The 17,012-nt window shown below is 34.9% G+C and carries 20 protein-coding genes, 2 other RNA genes, 1 pseudogene and 2 riboswitches; of the genes and pseudogenes, 8 read left to right on the top strand and 15 right to left on the bottom strand.

Annotated elements, in window-relative coordinates; genetic code table 11:
* Positions 1-62 precede the first annotated feature (62 nt).
* Positions 63-791 carry a YqcI/YcgG family protein gene (locus ACQKNR_RS11535; RefSeq protein WP_427317897.1) on the bottom strand — a complete coding sequence of 243 codons (729 nt, stop codon included), beginning with the start codon at positions 789-791 and terminating at the stop codon, positions 63-65.
* 265 nt (positions 792-1,056) lie between these two features.
* Between ACQKNR_RS11535 and cspB the strand changes: the two genes are divergently transcribed.
* Together cspB and ACQKNR_RS11525 are read left to right on the top strand one after the other, a co-directional pair.
* A complete protein-coding gene (cspB, locus tag ACQKNR_RS11530; RefSeq protein WP_001161731.1) occupies positions 1,057-1,254 on the top strand; it encodes a cold shock-like protein CspB in 198 nt (65 codons plus the stop codon).
* Positions 1,255-1,373: 119 nt separating this feature from the next.
* Entirely contained in the window at positions 1,374-1,622 is a 249-nt protein-coding gene (locus tag ACQKNR_RS11525; RefSeq protein ID WP_193411304.1) for a DUF2564 family protein, read from the top strand.
* Between the two features lie 33 nt (positions 1,623-1,655).
* Here the strand turns inward: ACQKNR_RS11525 and ACQKNR_RS11520 are convergent, their stop codons facing one another.
* The 3 genes from ACQKNR_RS11520 to ACQKNR_RS11510 form a co-directional block, all read right to left on the bottom strand.
* Positions 1,656-1,832: a zinc-finger domain-containing protein gene (locus ACQKNR_RS11520; protein ID WP_000358801.1), complete on the bottom strand. Its 177-nt coding sequence runs from the start codon at positions 1,830-1,832 to the stop codon at positions 1,656-1,658.
* A gap of 12 nt (positions 1,833-1,844) precedes the next feature.
* A complete protein-coding gene (locus tag ACQKNR_RS11515) occupies positions 1,845-2,504 on the bottom strand; it encodes a ribonuclease H family protein (protein ID WP_427317894.1) in 660 nt (219 codons plus the stop codon).
* 158 nt (positions 2,505-2,662) lie between these two features.
* A complete protein-coding gene (locus ACQKNR_RS11510) occupies positions 2,663-3,148 on the bottom strand; it encodes a QueT transporter family protein (protein WP_001026471.1) in 486 nt (161 codons plus the stop codon).
* A gap of 6 nt (positions 3,149-3,154) precedes the next feature.
* A riboswitch (PreQ1 riboswitch) is annotated at positions 3,155-3,200 on the bottom strand.
* Between the two features lie 131 nt (positions 3,201-3,331).
* On the opposite strand from ACQKNR_RS11510, the gene ACQKNR_RS11505 reads away from it, so the two are divergent.
* From ACQKNR_RS11505 to ACQKNR_RS11495, 3 genes are all read left to right on the top strand, one after another.
* Positions 3,332-4,204, top strand: a complete 873-nt coding sequence (locus ACQKNR_RS11505) for an aldose 1-epimerase family protein (protein WP_427317892.1) — start codon at positions 3,332-3,334, stop codon at positions 4,202-4,204.
* A gap of 218 nt (positions 4,205-4,422) precedes the next feature.
* Positions 4,423-4,809, top strand: coding sequence for a reverse transcriptase-like protein (locus ACQKNR_RS11500; protein WP_427317890.1), 387 nt, complete (start codon positions 4,423-4,425; stop codon positions 4,807-4,809).
* A gap of 14 nt (positions 4,810-4,823) precedes the next feature.
* Entirely contained in the window at positions 4,824-5,729 is a 906-nt protein-coding gene (locus ACQKNR_RS11495; RefSeq protein WP_427317888.1) for a DMT family transporter, read from the top strand.
* Between the two features lie 2 nt (positions 5,730-5,731).
* Here ACQKNR_RS11495 and ACQKNR_RS11490 read toward each other — a convergent pair whose 3' ends face one another.
* On the bottom strand, positions 5,732-5,992 hold the full coding sequence (locus tag ACQKNR_RS11490) for a DUF6123 family protein (protein ID WP_001195212.1): 261 nt from the start codon (positions 5,990-5,992) through the stop codon (positions 5,732-5,734).
* Positions 5,993-6,174: 182 nt separating this feature from the next.
* Here ACQKNR_RS11490 and ACQKNR_RS11485 point away from each other — a divergent pair, with 182 nt between their 5' ends.
* Complete coding sequence (locus ACQKNR_RS11485; protein ID WP_427317886.1) at positions 6,175-6,735, top strand: cysteine hydrolase family protein; 561 nt, start codon at positions 6,175-6,177, stop codon at positions 6,733-6,735.
* A gap of 28 nt (positions 6,736-6,763) precedes the next feature.
* Here ACQKNR_RS11485 and ACQKNR_RS11480 read toward each other — a convergent pair whose 3' ends face one another.
* From ACQKNR_RS11480 to ACQKNR_RS11465, 4 genes are all read right to left on the bottom strand, one after another.
* Entirely contained in the window at positions 6,764-7,612 is an 849-nt protein-coding gene (locus ACQKNR_RS11480) for a GNAT family N-acetyltransferase (protein WP_427317884.1), read from the bottom strand.
* A gap of 86 nt (positions 7,613-7,698) precedes the next feature.
* On the bottom strand, positions 7,699-7,839 hold the full coding sequence (locus ACQKNR_RS11475; protein ID WP_427317882.1) for an FbpB family small basic protein: 141 nt from the start codon (positions 7,837-7,839) through the stop codon (positions 7,699-7,701).
* 253 nt (positions 7,840-8,092) lie between these two features.
* Positions 8,093-8,959, bottom strand: a complete 867-nt coding sequence (locus ACQKNR_RS11470) for a 5'-3' exonuclease (RefSeq protein ID WP_427317880.1) — start codon at positions 8,957-8,959, stop codon at positions 8,093-8,095.
* Between the two features lie 132 nt (positions 8,960-9,091).
* Positions 9,092-9,817, bottom strand: coding sequence for a cation-transporting P-type ATPase (locus ACQKNR_RS11465; protein WP_427317878.1), 726 nt, complete (start codon positions 9,815-9,817; stop codon positions 9,092-9,094).
* Positions 9,818-10,167: 350 nt separating this feature from the next.
* A riboswitch (M-box (ykoK) riboswitch) is annotated at positions 10,168-10,331 on the bottom strand.
* Between the two features lie 151 nt (positions 10,332-10,482).
* Between ACQKNR_RS11465 and ACQKNR_RS11460 the strand changes: the two are divergent.
* Positions 10,483-10,738, top strand: a pseudogene (locus tag ACQKNR_RS11460) (hypothetical protein); the annotation flags it as partial.
* Positions 10,739-10,791: 53 nt separating this feature from the next.
* On the opposite strand, the gene ssrS (ACQKNR_RS11455) reads toward ACQKNR_RS11460, so the two are convergent.
* From ssrS (ACQKNR_RS11455) to ACQKNR_RS11435, 5 genes are all read right to left on the bottom strand, one after another.
* Positions 10,792-10,975, bottom strand: a non-coding RNA gene (gene ssrS, locus ACQKNR_RS11455) — 6S RNA.
* A gap of 21 nt (positions 10,976-10,996) precedes the next feature.
* Positions 10,997-11,180: non-coding RNA, 6S RNA (gene ssrS / locus ACQKNR_RS11450), on the bottom strand.
* A gap of 116 nt (positions 11,181-11,296) precedes the next feature.
* Positions 11,297-12,130, bottom strand: coding sequence for a sulfurtransferase (locus ACQKNR_RS11445; RefSeq protein ID WP_427317876.1), 834 nt, complete (start codon positions 12,128-12,130; stop codon positions 11,297-11,299).
* Positions 12,131-12,132: 2 nt separating this feature from the next.
* Positions 12,133-12,405 carry a YpbS family protein gene (locus tag ACQKNR_RS11440; RefSeq protein WP_427317874.1) on the bottom strand — a complete coding sequence of 91 codons (273 nt, stop codon included), beginning with the start codon at positions 12,403-12,405 and terminating at the stop codon, positions 12,133-12,135.
* 21 nt (positions 12,406-12,426) lie between these two features.
* Positions 12,427-12,894, bottom strand: coding sequence for a GNAT family N-acetyltransferase (locus tag ACQKNR_RS11435; RefSeq protein WP_427317872.1), 468 nt, complete (start codon positions 12,892-12,894; stop codon positions 12,427-12,429).
* 72 nt (positions 12,895-12,966) lie between these two features.
* Here ACQKNR_RS11435 and ACQKNR_RS11430 point away from each other — a divergent pair, with 72 nt between their 5' ends.
* Positions 12,967-13,221, top strand: a complete 255-nt coding sequence (locus ACQKNR_RS11430) for a DUF3931 domain-containing protein (RefSeq protein ID WP_000369740.1) — start codon at positions 12,967-12,969, stop codon at positions 13,219-13,221.
* A gap of 3 nt (positions 13,222-13,224) precedes the next feature.
* Here ACQKNR_RS11430 and ACQKNR_RS11425 read toward each other — a convergent pair whose 3' ends face one another.
* Positions 13,225-16,884 (bottom strand): dynamin family protein, encoded by a 3,660-nt coding sequence (locus ACQKNR_RS11425; protein ID WP_427317870.1) that lies wholly within the window; start codon positions 16,882-16,884, stop codon positions 13,225-13,227.
* Positions 16,885-17,012: the final 128 nt, after the last annotated feature.

The following is a 17,012-nucleotide window of genomic DNA, read 5'->3' as shown; positions in this document are numbered from 1 at the left end:
TTAACTAGTAAAATGCCCCTTTTTACCCAAAATATACAAAAGAGCCATCCAGATGATGGCTCTTATTTTTCTATCCTATGAAGAAAAGGACATTTCCCTTTCATTAGCTCTATATCGTCCCCTATGAAGTATTGTTTCCATTCACGATGGTCTGGATCACCATAATGACTAATATTAGGATGTTTCGGCAGTTGATCCCACTTTTCAACTCGGTCACGGACCGTTTGTCTTGAATATGCTCCTTTAGGACGATCCCCTTCTAATCCATCAAAAATGGTGCGTGGCTGAAATCCAATAACGAGCGAATTTCCTAAATGTCTAGTCTTTCTCTGCTTATAAGCTGGTGCATTTCCAAATGCGAATATTGGTTCACCACCAAATGAAAATTCCCATAAATAATGATCCGGATCTTTTGGAATTTGCTGCGGCCATGATTGATCATCGTGTTCATGTAAATACTGTAGTACTTTCCAAAAGTAATCACGATAATATTCAAGTGATTGCTCTTCACATTCCGGTTCTACAAAAAGAAAAAAACCTCTTTTTACAATTGGTTGCTCTTTCATTAATTCTAAAAAAGATAACATTGTATGTGGCAAATGACTCCAATCATTATGAGAGAGAAATGAATAACGAAGTTCATTCTTTTTCAAAGCTGTTAAACCGAAATAACATGGGAAAGTTGGCTCTAACACAACGCTTGAAAAATTTTGAAATTCTTTTGCAACCCAATTCGGTATGTCAGTTCTCGTTCTCATCCCTTCATTATCTAATAAGTACGACTCATTCATCCTTTCACCTCATTATGTATAGCATTCAATTAAGAATATTACATACTCAGCCTGTCCTATACCTTTTTCAAAATTCGGTTGAAAAATTATTTAAAAATACAAAAACTTTAAACCGCTTACTTGACTAAATTCTACCAATTCGTGTATATTTAAATTAATCATTTAGCAGAATATTCAAGATTATAGCATTTTTAGTTTATATTATCTTTTTAGAAGAATTTCACTAAATGAAAAAAAGTAATCGTATTTTAGGAGGAATTGTAACATGCAAGGAAAAGTAAAATGGTTTAACAACGAAAAAGGTTTTGGATTTATCGAAATGGAAGGCGCTGACGATGTATTCGTACACTTCTCAGCTATTCAAGGCGACGGCTACAAAGCTTTAGAAGAAGGTCAAGAAGTATCTTTCGACATTACTGAAGGAAACCGCGGACCTCAAGCTGCTAACGTAGTAAAACTTTAATCCAACATATGACAGGAGGTTACCTTACTTGGTAACCTCCTTTGTTATTCCTTTGTATATTTCCGTTTTACAGAGCAAAAACTATGTGAAATGCATAATTTACAAAGGAGGAAGTAACAATGGGATCAAACGTAAATGATTTTGAAGAAGTAAAATTCCGTGTAGAAACGGCACAAAAAATGGTAGGTTCTGCAACAATTTCAATGGATCCAGGCTCATTAGAGCATGCCACTACTGCCGTAGAAGCAGCTCGGTCTCAGCTTGAAGTTATGAAATCTGTTGCGACAGATTTAGATGAGCCGTTTCTAATGAATGAGGAAAAGAAATTAAGCAAGTGCGAGCATCAATTAAACGAAGCGAAGCACTAAAAAACATCCAGAGAGTTTTCTCTGGATGTTTTTTCATGACAGCTGTTCTCCATACTTTTTCAATGTTTCTCCAACTGTACATTGTCGTATACAAAATGAATGAGCATAATATTTACTATTTGTCTTTCGGTTATGTTCTCGCAAAAAACAACCTTCACAATACGTTTCTAATAAGTCATTTACCTCTGTAATGAGTTGCTTTTTATCCACCTTCGCACCTCTCTATTCGGTTATTTCTTTATGGCTATCAATGACCGTCCCTTCTAATGCTTGCGTTGCTAATTGATGTGCTTCTTTATTTTGTTTTCTAGATATTGGCTCACATACGAGTTTTAATTTCATTTGCTTCGCCTTTTGTTCAATTTGATCTAAGTAATGATTTAAATGCTCATCATAGCAAGGCCACTCTCCAGCCAATTGCTGCAGTACGACTTGGGAATCTCCACGAAGTGTAACTGCTTCATACTTAATTCCTAATTCCTCGAGTATATTCATCCCGTATAATAATGATGCATATTCCGCTTCATTATTATCATATATCCCTTCTATATATGCATTGCGGCGAATTCGGTAGTTTGTATTTCCTTTTTTATAATACACACATATACCTACTCCAGCTTCCTTCGTCTGAAGGTCATAACCACCATCAAAGTAAACATATATTTCTTGAAGCTCTTCCTCCACTTGTTTACTCAGTTTTTTCATTTCCTTTAATGACCATTCTGCATCCATTTCATCGTAAAATAAAAGTTCTTTCACTCTTCCTGTTTTCTCGAAATCCTCTGCAAATTGAAGTACTTCTTCTATGCTCATATAATCTGTTGTTAATTCAGTCTGCAAACCACGCTTCGTTTTATACAACCAATGAATTTTATATTTCATACTAGATTCCCCTTATATAAGACTTCTTATATGTATCCAGCTACTTAAAGCCTCACTTTACTTTATTTTATTATATTTTATCAAGAGTCACAGTATTATATTCAATATAATCACATATAAAAAGAGCCATCCTATATAAGGAATGGCCCTTTCATCTATTACATAAATCTTTCAAATTGTACTCGCTTATTAATCCAGTACATTACAGGCATACCAATCGCCATTACTACGAATTCACCCGCTGCACATGTTAACCAAGTCCACATAAATGGTAGATCAAATGCAAGATGAAGTTCAATTGCAATCATAAACATTGTAATCGTAAAGATAACTGTATTAAAAATCATACGAGCCCAAACACCTTTAATAAATCGCATAGAAATAATCGTTGCAACTAATGCAAGAATAGATTGCCCTACTCCAAATACTAAATCGTAAGCGATCATCGGTGAGAAAAAGAGATTCGTTAAAAATACACCTAATACAATTCCGTAAATTGCTTTCTTATTAAATACAACGAGATGGTTAAACATCTCTGAAATACGAAACTGTACATTCGTAAAGCCAAACGGCTGAATAAGCATAGAAACAGCAATATATAATGCCGCTAAAATACCATTACCGACTAATGTTCTTATATTCATGACAAAATCTCCTTAGTTTTTTTTACGTGGGATGGTTTCGAACCACGTTATTCGTTTTTAAACAACAAGATTATATTTTACGCAATAGGCACTCTTTCGTCAATAGATTCCTATCATTCACTACCTTTTTCCTTTTAGAAAACGTATAATAAGACATATGAAAGATTTAGGAGGTTTCACTTCATGACAGCAACAATTCAAAATGAAAAAGTGATCGTTTCCATTTCTGACAAAGGTGCAGAATTACAAAGCGTTCGCTTAAAAGAAGATAACACAGAATATTTATGGCAAGGTGATTCTATTTATTGGGGTCGCCGTGCACCAATTTTGTTCCCAATTGTCGGCCGATTAGTAGATAATACATACTACGTAGATGGTAAACCATATTCTTTAACACAACATGGCTTTGCTCGTGATCTTACGTTCTCTGTAAAAGAACAAAGTGAAACAAAAATCACTTATATCGTAACTAGTAATGAAGAAACATTAAAAAAATACCCATATGAATTCGAATTACTCGTTTCTTATGAGCTAGACGGACAAATCGTTCATGTAACATATAAAGTAAATAATCCTACTTCAAAAGAGATGTTCTTCTCAATCGGAGCACATCCTGGATTCAACCTCCCCTTATTAGACGGCGAATCATTTACAGATTATCATTTATCATTTCATGGTTCAGAACGCTTAGAAACAAGCGTATTAGAAGGACCTTATCTTTCAAGTAACAAGCAACTAATTGCTGAAAGTACGAAAGAATTACCAATTACATATGATTTATTCAAAAATGACGCACTTATTTTTGAAAATATGGATACGAATGAAATCTCTATTCGTTCTCATAAACATAATAAATTTGTAAAAGTAGAATTTGACGGATTCCCATTTGTCGGCGTTTGGACATCAGGGGATAACGCACCCTTCTTATGTATTGAACCTTGGTATGGAATTGCTGATGAAATAAATCCAGCAAAAGATTTCAAAGAGAAAAAAGGAATTCAGTCTTTACAGGCGAACGAAACATTTACATGTCGTTATAGCATTACAATTGGATAAAGTGAAACTTTAATCAGTAGGGGGGGCATCCCCAACTGATTATTAGTTGAACCAATCGGGCGTTTACGGGCAGTTGATCTCCCACCTAACTTCTTTGCTCTAGCCGAATTTTGAGGTGGGAATCTTACTGCCCGCAAATAGCGGGATAAATGCTCTATCTCCTACTTTGAGAACATTTTTAAGTAGGGGATAATCTAATAATTTGGAGGTTTCTCATTTTGATTGAAGTGTATATTGATGGTGCATCAAAAGGAAATCCTGGTCCTTCTGGTGCGGGAGTGTTTATTAAAGGCGTACAACCACCTGTACAATTAGCATTACCACTTGGGACAATGTCCAATCATGAAGCAGAATACCATGCTTTACTTGCTGCATTAAAATATTGCACGGAGCATAATTATAGCATTGTATCTTTTCGTACAGATTCTCAGCTTGTTGAGCGAGCTGTTGAAAAAGAATACGCCAAAAATAAAATGTTTGCACCACTATTAGAAGAAGCACTACAGTACATAAAAAGTTTCGATCTCTTTTTTATTAAGTGGATTCCAAGTAGTCAAAATAAAGTAGCTGATGAATTAGCTAGAAAAGCTATCTTACAAAATTAACGGGGGGTATGAGTGTGAAAAAAGAGTGGATTGCTCCTCTTGCTTTATTATTTGTCTCTTTTATTTGGGGAGCTACGTTTGTTGTCGTTCAAAATGCTATGTCTTTTGTCGGACCATTTACTTTTAATGGGGTTCGTTTTTTATTCGCTGGAATTATTTTATTATTCGTTCAAATGATTTTCTCACAAAAACCTTCAAAACAAGATATAAAACAGAGTAGTCTCGCTGGATTAATTGTTGGATTCTTTTTATGTGTTGGTTATTTATTACAAACATTCGGCTTACTTTATACAACCTCTTCAAAAGCTGGTTTCTTAACTGGACTTAGTATCGTTATGGTTCCAATCCTGTCTTTTATCTTTTTAAAACAGCGGGCTACAATTTTCATCGTACTTGGTATTGCTGTAGCGACAATAGGTTTATATTTATTAACTTCTGGTGATTCTTTCCAATTAAACATTGGAGATATACTCGTTCTCGGTTGCGCAGTCGCTTTCGCTGCCCATATTCTTGTTAACGGTTTCTTTTCTAAGAAAATATCACCTTTATTATTAAGCACCTCTCAAGTATTAGCTGTCGGTATGTTTTCTTCTATTTGCGCTTTTTTGTTTGAAGATTGGGAAAAATTATTTTCAGTATCACTATGGACAAATCATTCCTTTTTATTCGCTCTATTTCTAACTTCCCTGTTTGCGACATCCATTGCTTTTTTCATTCAAACATCGGCACAAAAACATACTTCTCCAACGAGAGTAGCAATTATTTTCGCAATGGAGCCTGTTTTTGCTGCATTAACAGGCGTTCTCGTTGCAAACGAACAACTTTCTATTTCTGCCATTATCGGGTGTCTATGCATTTTCCTAGGCATGGTTTTTGTTGAACTACCTTCCAAAACAAAAAAAGAAGCGCAGGCTGCGTGAAGTTACGCTTGTAACTTCCGCATAAAAGCCTTAGCGCTTTTTTTATCTGTAATTTCTTCCTCTTTCAATCGTTCTAATAACGCAACAAAATAACTGCCATCAAACTGCAATTGATGTTTAATTGTCGCTTCTATTGCTGCGTTCACAATTCCATCAGATGCACCAGTATATCCTTGTCCAAACATAATAAACCCTTGTGCTTCCTCTGATAGTTTAAATCCTTTCGTATGTAAGAATGAAAGATAATCTTCTACTGTTTGCATGATATTCCCACCTACTCAAAAATTCTCCACCTCCTATCATACATGTTTTTACATGCTATGAGAATGAAATTTCTTTGACAACTTTGTAAATCTATTGTCTACTTCACTAACAATAGAGGATTTCCTTACAATATGAAGAAATATGTATAGTGGAATTTATTTTATATTAAAGGGGATACAGAATGAAACAAGCACTTTTAATTATTGATGCACAGCAAGAATTAATTGATGGAAACGAAGAGGAAAATGAAGTGTTCCGTAAAACCGAGTTATTAGCTACACTAAATACAGCTGTACAGAAAGCACTTGATTCAAATGCCCTTATTGTTTTCGTAAGAGATATCGATGTTGCTTCTGGTAGCGGTGAAGGATTTGAAGTACATAATCAAATTCAAGTACCTCAGTCTGCAATCCTTATTAATAAAGCAGCAACAAATTCATTCTATGGTACTCCTTTACTTGAACTTTTAAAAGAAGAGAAGATTAATCATCTCGTTATAGGTGGATGTAAAACCGAACATTGTATTGACACTGCTGTTAGGACAGCAACTGTGCAAGGGTTTGATGTTACATTAATTAAAAACGGTCATTCAACAACTGATTCAAACGTATTGGCCGCAGAGCAAATTATCGAGCACCATAATAAAACTCTACACGGTCATTATAATGTTGATCATTTTTCTATTGTGAGAGGTAGTGAAGAAGACCTCTTTCAGCCTATTCATGACCAATACCGTGAATAAAAAAATCCTTCCGAGTGAAGGATTCTTTTTATCCAAAAATTTGTGCGGCAATGCTATATAATTCTCCATTCCTTTTCAAAAATTGATTGCTATTTTTCATCATAATTGGCGGTATATTCACCTTTTGAAAACCAGAAATCTCTAAGCCTTTCATAAAATCTATTTTTCCTTCCGACACATCAATTCTTAATTTTCCATTATGCCCTTTCGCTAAAGAATGAACAATTTCCATTGCCATCGCGTCATTTTTAGCAACGATTGGTCCTATGATTTTATTTTCTGGTGTTTGTATACTTATACCATAACCTATAACATTTTGCTTTCTATCTTTAATAACTACACATTGTTCACTCTGTGTAATTCTATAACTTAAAAATTCTTTACGATTTGCTCCAAATGCCTCTTCATCTATTTGTACTATAGCTTCAAAATCTTGCTCTTCATAGTTAATGAGATACTCTTCATTTGTTTCATATTTATGCAATTCATTATACACATTACATATGTATTTAGAAACATAACTCACCGTCCTGAATCCTAGCTTTTCATATAAAGGCTTTCCCTCATCCGTAGCAATAAGCATAATTGGAGTATGTGCTGATACGCTCTTAATGCATAAGTCTGTTATCGTTTTTCCGATCCCTCTTCCTTTATAATCTGGATGTACTATCACCATTCCGATAGACGCTAACGCCCCTTCATATAATATAATTGCTGCACTAGCAATTACTTCTCTCTTTTCATTCCGCATGCCATATACGATACCTGAATTTAAAATGGTGTCGATTTCTTCTAAACTATAATCCCAGCCTATCCTTTCCGATAGACTAAGAAGACATGATATATTATTTTCTCCAAGCCTCTCCACTATATTCACACAGTAGCTCCCCCTTCTTTCTCTCCTTCTCACTATACTATAACACCCCTTCACTTTGTGAAGGGGTGTTATAAATCAATCTTCATTCAATTATTAGAACCACTATATGCTACATGTCGTTTCTCAATTCGTTCTTCAATTTCTTTCATATTCTCTTTATTAGTTAGTAGTGATTGTTTATTTTCTATTAATAATTGTTTAAAGGATTTTCTCATTTTTTTTCGCATTTTTATTTTCCTCCTTGGGGGATGGTTTATATAAAAGATAAAGTGAAACTTTAATCAGCGGGGAGGATTTACCCCCACTGATTAAAGTCCTACTACCCGTTAATACGGGATAAGTAATTATCTGTTTGTCTTATAATAATTGATTGTTGTGAATTCTATTTGAACTTCATATGAAAATTCTGTTTATTTCCTGACAACTTTGTGAACAAAAAGAAAAACCGATCAAAAAATATTTAATCGGTCTTTCCACTTCTTACAACATATTTATTAATATTTCAGGTCTTCCCCAATTCATTTCTTCACAAACGAATCTAAGTTTTTCTTCATCCATTGTGTGTAACCCTTCTTCTAGTGAACATGAAATTGGAACTTCACAATGAATTTGCGCTAATTGTAATGAAATATTTAAGTTCTCTAAATCACTTTCAATCTTTGTACGCTGTGCTTTCGTTAATGATGCTACATTTTCTAGTACAGCTGGTACTGTTCCGTGCTCTTGAATCAGCTTATACGCTGTTTTTTCACCGATACCTTTTACACCTGGATAGTTATCACTCGTATCTCCCATGAACGCTTTCGCATGGACGATTTGCCATGGTTCTACACCTTTCTCTTCCATAATTTTCTCTGGTGTGTAATACTCGTAATTTCCAATTCCTTTGCGCAGAAGCATAACTGTAACGCTGTTATCAACGAGTTGAAGTAAATCTGTATCACCTGTTAAAATATAAACTTCCGCTTCATTGCAATATTGTTTTGCAAGCGTACCGATACAGTCATCCGCTTCATATCCTTTCATACCGATGACCGGAATCGATAATTTTGCAGTCATTTCTTGTACTAGATCAAATTGCGGAATTAATTCTTCTGGCGGCGCTGCACGATTTGCTTTATAATTCGAGAACGATTCCGTTCTAAATGTCGTACTTCCCATATCCCAGCACGTTACGATGTGTGTTGGTTCGATTGCTTGCGTAGCTGTTAATAAATGCTTCATATAACCATGAATCCCGTTCGTTGGGGTACCATCTTGTCGTTTCATAAACTGTCCATAGACACTTGTTGCGTAAAAAGCACGAAATAATAGTGCCATACCATCAACTAATAATACTTTTTTCATAATTCCTCTCCTATTAAAAAAATAATAACCTCACGTTATCACGTAAGGTTATATAAGTAGATTACCATTCTACGTTTTTGCTCAACTTTGTCTATTATACATTGTTTTTGTATATTTAGCATCATTAACACATTAAGACATTCTACTACAACAAGTATGCAGTATTCCTGAATACGTATTCTTTCCAGTCGAAACAACTACAGCCTTTGCATTTCCACTAACAATATACGTACTTTTGAAACATACATTTTCAAGCTCAAGTGGATTATAATCTTTCATCCGTTTTAATGGAATAAATCGTTTACGTTCAAGATGATAGCAACTCTCAAATTTCTCTATACTCGCGTCGTTTCCCGTTAGCACAGACTCATTTACTAATAAATCATTTGCATAAATGATACGTACATCTGCTGGCACTGTATCTCCAGCTGAAAGAAAAATCATATCTCCAGGTACAAGCTCTTGTACTGGTATCTCCATCATTTTCAGTTCAGTGTTTAGCCCTGCATTACTAGAACATTCCACTCTAGACACAGTAATTTTTTCGCATTGTAATTCATCACGCACATGTTGTTTCGAAAGACCTGGAATCATTCCGCTTAACTTCATCATTACCTCTGCAAGAAGCGCTCTTTTTGAAGTGAGTTCATTTCGGCCGTATACTTGAATACGTTTTTGCGCCTCTTTCATAGATAATCCGTCTCTTGTTGTTTTAAAATACGCAAATACAGATTTTACATCTCTTGTTGCGATTTCAATTAATAAATCTTTATTTTTTTGAAGCATCGTTTGTTCTTTCATTGATTTTTTACTTAGTTTATATGACGTGTTACCCACAGTTTTGTTTGCATATAACATATTATCGTCTCCTCCTTTACAACATAGGAAGAAACGCTTTGTTTCTCAATTTATCAACTTTACCATGAAAGCGTCTAGCGCTTAAATATGTATATAAACGCTACATTATGATAAATATAGAGGGAGGAACAAGTCGTTTCCTGCCTACATCATATATTTTTGATTTGAAGTATATGGGTAACGGAACCGAGTCAGAATTTGACATGCTCCTCACCTCCTCGTTTATTTTTTAGTTATAGTCTATACTATGAAACAACTCATATATTTGTAACAAAAAGACCCTTACTCCGAAAAGAGCAAAGGTCATTACATACACAAATAAACGATTCCTAATACAATTAGAAATCTACAGACCTCTCCCTCGCCGAGTTTTAGCACTGTATAGCATAGGTACATTACCAGCTACGTTAAGAAAAACCTTAATTCGATCATTCCTGTTGACCCATTGGCGTCTCTCGACATTTTTGGGCAGTAGCATTTCTCTATACAGGAGCCTCACCTAACAGAGACTTATTTCATTACATAGAAAATGTTACTCTTATTTAAAATAGATGTCAACACTTTGTATGGAAACTTTTCCTTATTACAATGACTCCCTCTAGTGTATTACAGTCATATACTTCCTGTTCATCCTTTGACTATTTAAATGAGTTGAACACATCAGAGTTTTTTCAAATAATCCTTCAGATCCTATACTCCCACATAGGCTTTGAGGTTAGAGAACTTAAGGAATCCTCCTCCAAAATAATAGAAAGTAAAGATATATGGAATTATGAAGAAATTTTATCCTCTCTCCATTTAGATATTATATATATTAAGCGAGACGGAATGCATATGGAGTTCACCTTAGTTTCAAGAGAGGTTGATGAAGACCGAAAGTGCTATATTTATTATGGAAACTTCACAGGTGAATCAAGATAATATCGATATATTTATGCAACAAAAAACCTTACGTATAAAACGTAAGGTTTTTATTTAGCCCCACATATGCCGTTCTCTCTAGATGTCCATAAACCTGCTCTCACAGGTGGATGTTCTCACAAATGTTTGTAACTTCCTTCTTAAAAAGATGGCTTGTTATCTACATTTAAATATCGAACTTCCGTATTATACTTATTGGTTTAAGACATGCATAAGCTACGTACACCGTAGGAATTTTATATAATGTTAGTTGAAATAAGACCCCCCGCACGTGCCGCTCCTCGTAAATGTCCAAAAACCCGCTACTCGCAGGTGGATGCCCTCACAGTTACCGTACATCTTCCTCCACAAGGAAGGCTTGATGATGGTCGCTAAATATTGAGCTTCCGTATAACTAACATCGGTTTTAGACATAAATAAGTTACGCACACCGCAGGATGTATTATTGACTTGTCGTTATATTATCACATTGTTTTCAATGTGTAAAATACAATCTTTTTCGAGCAATCTCTTGCTTGTGACCTTATTTTAATACAAATTATTTTTGCATGCAAGTGATTAATCTTCTTCTTTTGCAATTTGATTTTCTGAATAAGAAATCCAATCACTCCAGCTACCTGCATACAATTTAACATTTTGGAATCCTGCTAATTTTAATGCAATGACGTTTGGACATGCTGTAACACCAGAACCACAATATACAATTGTTTCCTTATCTTTCGAAAGATTTTGGAATCGTTCTTGTTGCTGGGCTTCATTTTTAAATTGTCCTGATTCTAGAATTCCATCCTTCCAAAAATGGTTTACTGCTGTAGGAATATGTCCTGCCTTCGGATCAACAAGTTCCTCTACACCAGTATAACGTTTTGGCTCTCTAGAATCAATTAACGTAACATCTGCACCTGTATGAATATTCTCTCTGACCATTTCCATCGTGACAAGCATATGATCTTGTATATTTGCTTTAAATGTTTTTCGTGCAACAGCAGGAATTTCCGTTGTTGTATGTAATCCATTCTCTTTCCAAGCCGGAAATCCGCCATCTAATATATATACTTTCTCATGTCCTACATAGTTTAATAACCACCATAACCGAGAAGCATTTGCACCAGCTTGACTGTCATACGCAATTACTATCGCAGATTCATCAATACCAGCTTTTGAAAGCTTGTCTGCAAACTCTTCAATATGTGGCAATGGATGGCGACCACCATGTTCCGTTACAGGACTTGATAAATCTAAATTTAAATCAAAATATAACGCATGAGGAATATGTTCTTCTTCATACTTTTCTCTACCCCAATTAGGATTCGCTAAATCAAAACGACAATCGATTATACGGACATTCTCATCTTCCATATGCTCACGTAACCATTCGACTGTAACAATCATCTTTAACGACCTTCTTTCTCGCGCACGCGACCTACATATTCCATTACCATATCTTCTGTAACAAGTTTACGCTGCGGTGCAACCCCTCGTTTCGCAAGATCATTAATTTGCTTTGTTACCACGTTAATAACATCAACTGAAAATTCTTTCCCATTTGATGCAAGTGATATCGCCGCTTCAATAGCTGCTTCACGTTGCGCATCTAATTGCAAAAATGTTTTTACAATTTCATTTTGTTTACGAGAATGTGCTGTAATTGCTTTATGTACTTCCATCTTTTCTTCCCCCTAGATAAGTTATACTTTTTTATTTAATTCCATTGCAAGCCGAATCATATCACGGCATACAATCCCATTTTCAACAATCTCTTCTTCATAATGCTTCGAAAAGTAATCAAAATCAATAGAAAAAATACGAAATCCACATTTTTGATATAACGCAAGCTGTGAAACACTTGAATTACCTGTACCAACTTCAAGTTTGGACATACCATACTTTTTAGCAGTTTCTACCGCATGCTTCAATAGCTTCTTTCCAATACCTTTTCCTTGCATATGCTCTACAACCGAGATATTCATAATTTCCATCGTCTTCGGTCTTGTCTCCAAAAGAACATATACACCTATAACTTCGTCCTCTTGTATAGCTACATATGTTAAACCTCTTTCTACATATGCATCAATTTGCCGTTCGCTTGGATCAGCGAGTAGCAATAACGATTTTGGTAGAGCTTCTTTCGAAATAAGCTCTATTACAACAGACATAAAAAATTCCCCCTTCTCTATTGTTCTAAACCCTCCTTGTCTACCATAAGTAATAGAAAGGAGGGATTCACCATGGACAACAATGAGAAAAAATGCAACGTCATCTCTATTGATGGAAAGAAGAAGAAAAGCGACACGTATTCCTATCCAAAATTAGTAGTAGAAAACAAAACATATGAATTTTCTTCATTCGTCTTATGCGGTGAAACACCAGACGGTAGACGACTCGTTCTTACTCATATGATTTCTACTGATGAATTTGCAGGATTTGTAAAATCTTTAGATACTGTGCTACAAAAGAAGATCGAACGAATCTTTTTTTCATAACGACTATATAGCATAAATTTCTTTTTCAATCTCTACTAACTGCTTTTGTAGTTGTTCTTTACTTTGTTCATATAGTGATACATCAATTGTTTCCGCTAATGCAAATAATATACTTTCATAATAGTTCATCACATCTTGTTGCATCACCTTTTGGAATAAGTTCCATTTCATATCCCACTCTTGTTTATAATGATGAACAAATAAATCTTTTTCATCAGCTACATAGTTTGATACGAACGGCTCTAGCACAGCTTTAGCATCTTCTTGCATGAAAGCTTTATCATTTTTTTCAAAAAAGCTTTTCTCGTTTTTAAAATGTGCCAGTGCTTTTTTGAAATCTTTTATTTCAACTGAAGGGAACGGTTCTTTATGTGTAATATCTTTATAATCATACTCCACTGTTCCACTCATAGAAATTGATTCATTTTCTACTTTACAGTTCTCTACAATTTCATTCTTTGCACGCTTCATCGCTTCATCTATCCATTTTTCAAGACGTAATGATGTCGCACGCATTTCTTGTAATAAATCATGCTGAATAAATGCTACTAATTCCATAACGCACTGTTGCAGCTGCGTTTTTACATTTCCATCCGTTCGAAGTGACGCTGGATTAATAAATTCAGTAAACACATCGTTATAGCATAAGAATAAACGCTGTTGCACGTAATAAAGCAATTCTTTCACTTCATTTTGCATAGCTTGCTCCTCAGCAAGCACACTATATGATGAAATAATATGAAGTAGTTGATCACGCTCTGCTTCATATTTTTTTGTTTGCTTCTCTTTCTCTTCATTCCCCTGTTTTGCACCGTTTATCATGTTTACTAAAAGTTGATCTGCTCCTTGCAATGCACCATATAAAGCATGCACAGATACAAGCATTAAATCTCTCATCATAAAGGACGTAAATGATTCTTCAAACTTAGCAATCCCAGAGTTTTGTAAAATACCGTACTTCTCTTTTTCAATATTCTTTCCTTGTTTCTCTTCAAGTGCACATAAACTTGAAATGGCAAACAAACGCGGATTTCTAATACCATATTGCAGTAGTTGGTCTGCGATATAACCTTTTACCATTTCAAGCTCTTCTTCAGACTCTGCTAAATCAGCCGCATTAATTAAGAAGAACATTTTATCAAGAGCAAAAGTATCCTTTACACGACCAAGCTGAATTAAAAACTCACGGTCAGCACGAGAGAACACATGGTTATAATATGTTACAAATAAAATAGCGTCTGCATTTTTAATATATTGGAATGCAACGTCCGTATGGCGGGCGTTAATAGAATCCGCTCCAGGCGTGTCTACAAGTGCTACTCCCTGCCTTGTTAAAGCACAATCATAGTAAAGTTCCATATACTCAACAAAACATGATTTTTCTTCATTCGCTACATAATCAGAGAACTCGTCTAACGTAACTTGAACTTGTTCCCCTAAATGAGCAGAAACTGCACCATATCCTTTTTGTACCGCTCGTAAAAAGCTAAAGGTTGTTTTTTGTTTCCCGCTTGGTGAAGGATATTTCATAACTTTATCAATTTGCGCTAACGCTTCATCTAACGTAGTAATCTCATAATGAAACAGCTTATAAACAGCTTTCATATCTTCTAATAGCGCTTGCTTCGATTTAAACTGAACAATTACTGTTCCGTGTGGCTTTTCCTCTGTAACCGGTAAAATTTGATTAATCGTCGCCGTCGTCGGATTTGGTGATACAGGAAGTACCTTCTCACCAAGCAATGCATTGGCAAATGATGATTTCCCAGCACTAAAAGCTCCGAATAACGCTACTGTAAATTGTTTCGTTTCCACACGACGTCTTTTTTCTATTACTTCTTGCTGTACATGCTTCAGCGTAGGCAATGGTTCTAATATCATTTCAGCTTTTTTCACTTTTTCTAGTATACGCTGAATATTTAATACTGCCGTTCCTTTCATCTCTTCCTCACGAGCCATTACGTTATCGATTACAATTTCTTGCTCTTGTAGTGTAAATTTCTCGCTAACAGTTTGTTTTTTATTTTGCAATATCTCATCTATTTGCAATCCTTCTGGTGTAGCAACATGGTCGTGCCAAATATTTTGTAAATAACCCTCATATTCCTCAAAATTGTTACTGTATTGTAATTGCGTTTCTTTCGCCATTTGCAACATCGTATATGTTTCAATTTCTTCTTCAATACGAACAACTGCTTCCTTCACCTTGTGCTTTAAAATAAATGCACTCTTATCGAAAATTTGCTGTGCTGTTATAAAATAACGTTTCTTCAGTTCATTCGCTACATCCGCTGTATAAAGAAGTAAGTAATCACCTGTGAAACCCGCACCTTGTTTAATTACTTCGGACAACAATTCTGGTCCGAAAGCAATCTCTAAAGCATATATGTCTTTCCCAATTTCCTCCGTGAACAATCCTTCTTCTTTTAAGAATGCCACAATAAATTCTTTCACATGAAAATCAAGTTGCGTTTCAACAGTCTTTTGCAAAGCAGAATAAAAAGCATCTACACGTCTTTGTTTTTCTTGTTCCGTCTTTCCCTTCGCAAATAACAAACCAACTTTAAATTTCGTTAATTTCGTTTCTAAATACGCATTCGCCAATTCTCTCATTTCAAATGGCATTAAATACGCGTTATCTAATATAGCTTGTAAATCTTTTATAAATTCATTTCTTATATCAGATTCTTTACTAGCCGTACGATTTTTACTTTCAGTTAACTCTTCTTTCTTTTCAACTATCTCTGAAATGGAAAGTGGGGATGCTAACTCTTCTTCATATTTCATAAGATACTTTTCATTTTCAGAAAGAATAAACGAGAAATGTTCCCCCAATAAATATTCTGTTTCTCGTTCCATTCCATTTCTTACATACTGTTCTTTTTCTTCCATAATAGAAGTAATTAGTGCTTCTAAGTTTCCAATTTCATTATGTGGATGGTTCATCATTCGTAATGAAGTATAATAAACACCATCTACTTCAATATCCCAGTTAGAGAACGATTGTTTTACACTATCCCTATAACTTTCAAATGATAATTCATTTTCCTTATGTTTATCTATTTGGTTTACAACGAGATAAACCGTTTTATTACGTTGTTTCAATTCTTTAACAAATTGTAAATTCACTTCTGATTGAACGTGGTTATAATCCATCATATAAAAAATAACGTCCGCTAAATGAAGCGTTGATTCTGTCGCTAATTGGTGGGCATCGTCTGTAGAATCAATCCCTGGTGTATCAACTAACATTACCCCTTCTGGAATTGGTGCATCATTTCGATAAATATGAACACCAATTACCTCATCGCCATCTTTACAAATTTGTTTTAATTCTTCTGCTGAATATGCACCATCATATTCATACTGTTCTCCAGATTTAATCGTTACAACTACACGGTCTAATCCTTTTTCAATTTTAACGACGTTAGCGCTTGTCGGAATTGGACTGGTTGGTAATAGCTGCGCTTTATATAGATGATTCATCATCGTTGATTTTCCTGCAGAGAAGTGACCACAGAACGCTATCATAAGTTGCTCTTGTTTATATTTTTGAATCACTTCAAACAACTTTAAGCTATTCTCTGCATCTCCATGTTTTTGCCACTCTTCATAAAAACAAACAAGTTTTTTCATACCGTTTGTCTGTACTATGTTTGTCATCCCCTTGTTCCCCTTTATCCAAGATGTATATACTTTAGCCCGCTATTCGCGGACTAATAATCAGTATGGGCTCAACATCCAAACTGATTACAGTTTCACTTTACTATCATACTAAATTTTCAGCATAT

Source organism: Bacillus sp. NPDC094077 (genome assembly GCF_050279465.1).
Taxonomy (GTDB): domain Bacteria; phylum Bacillota; class Bacilli; order Bacillales; family Bacillaceae_G; genus Bacillus_A.
This window is presented reverse-complemented; position numbering and strand designations above follow the sequence as displayed.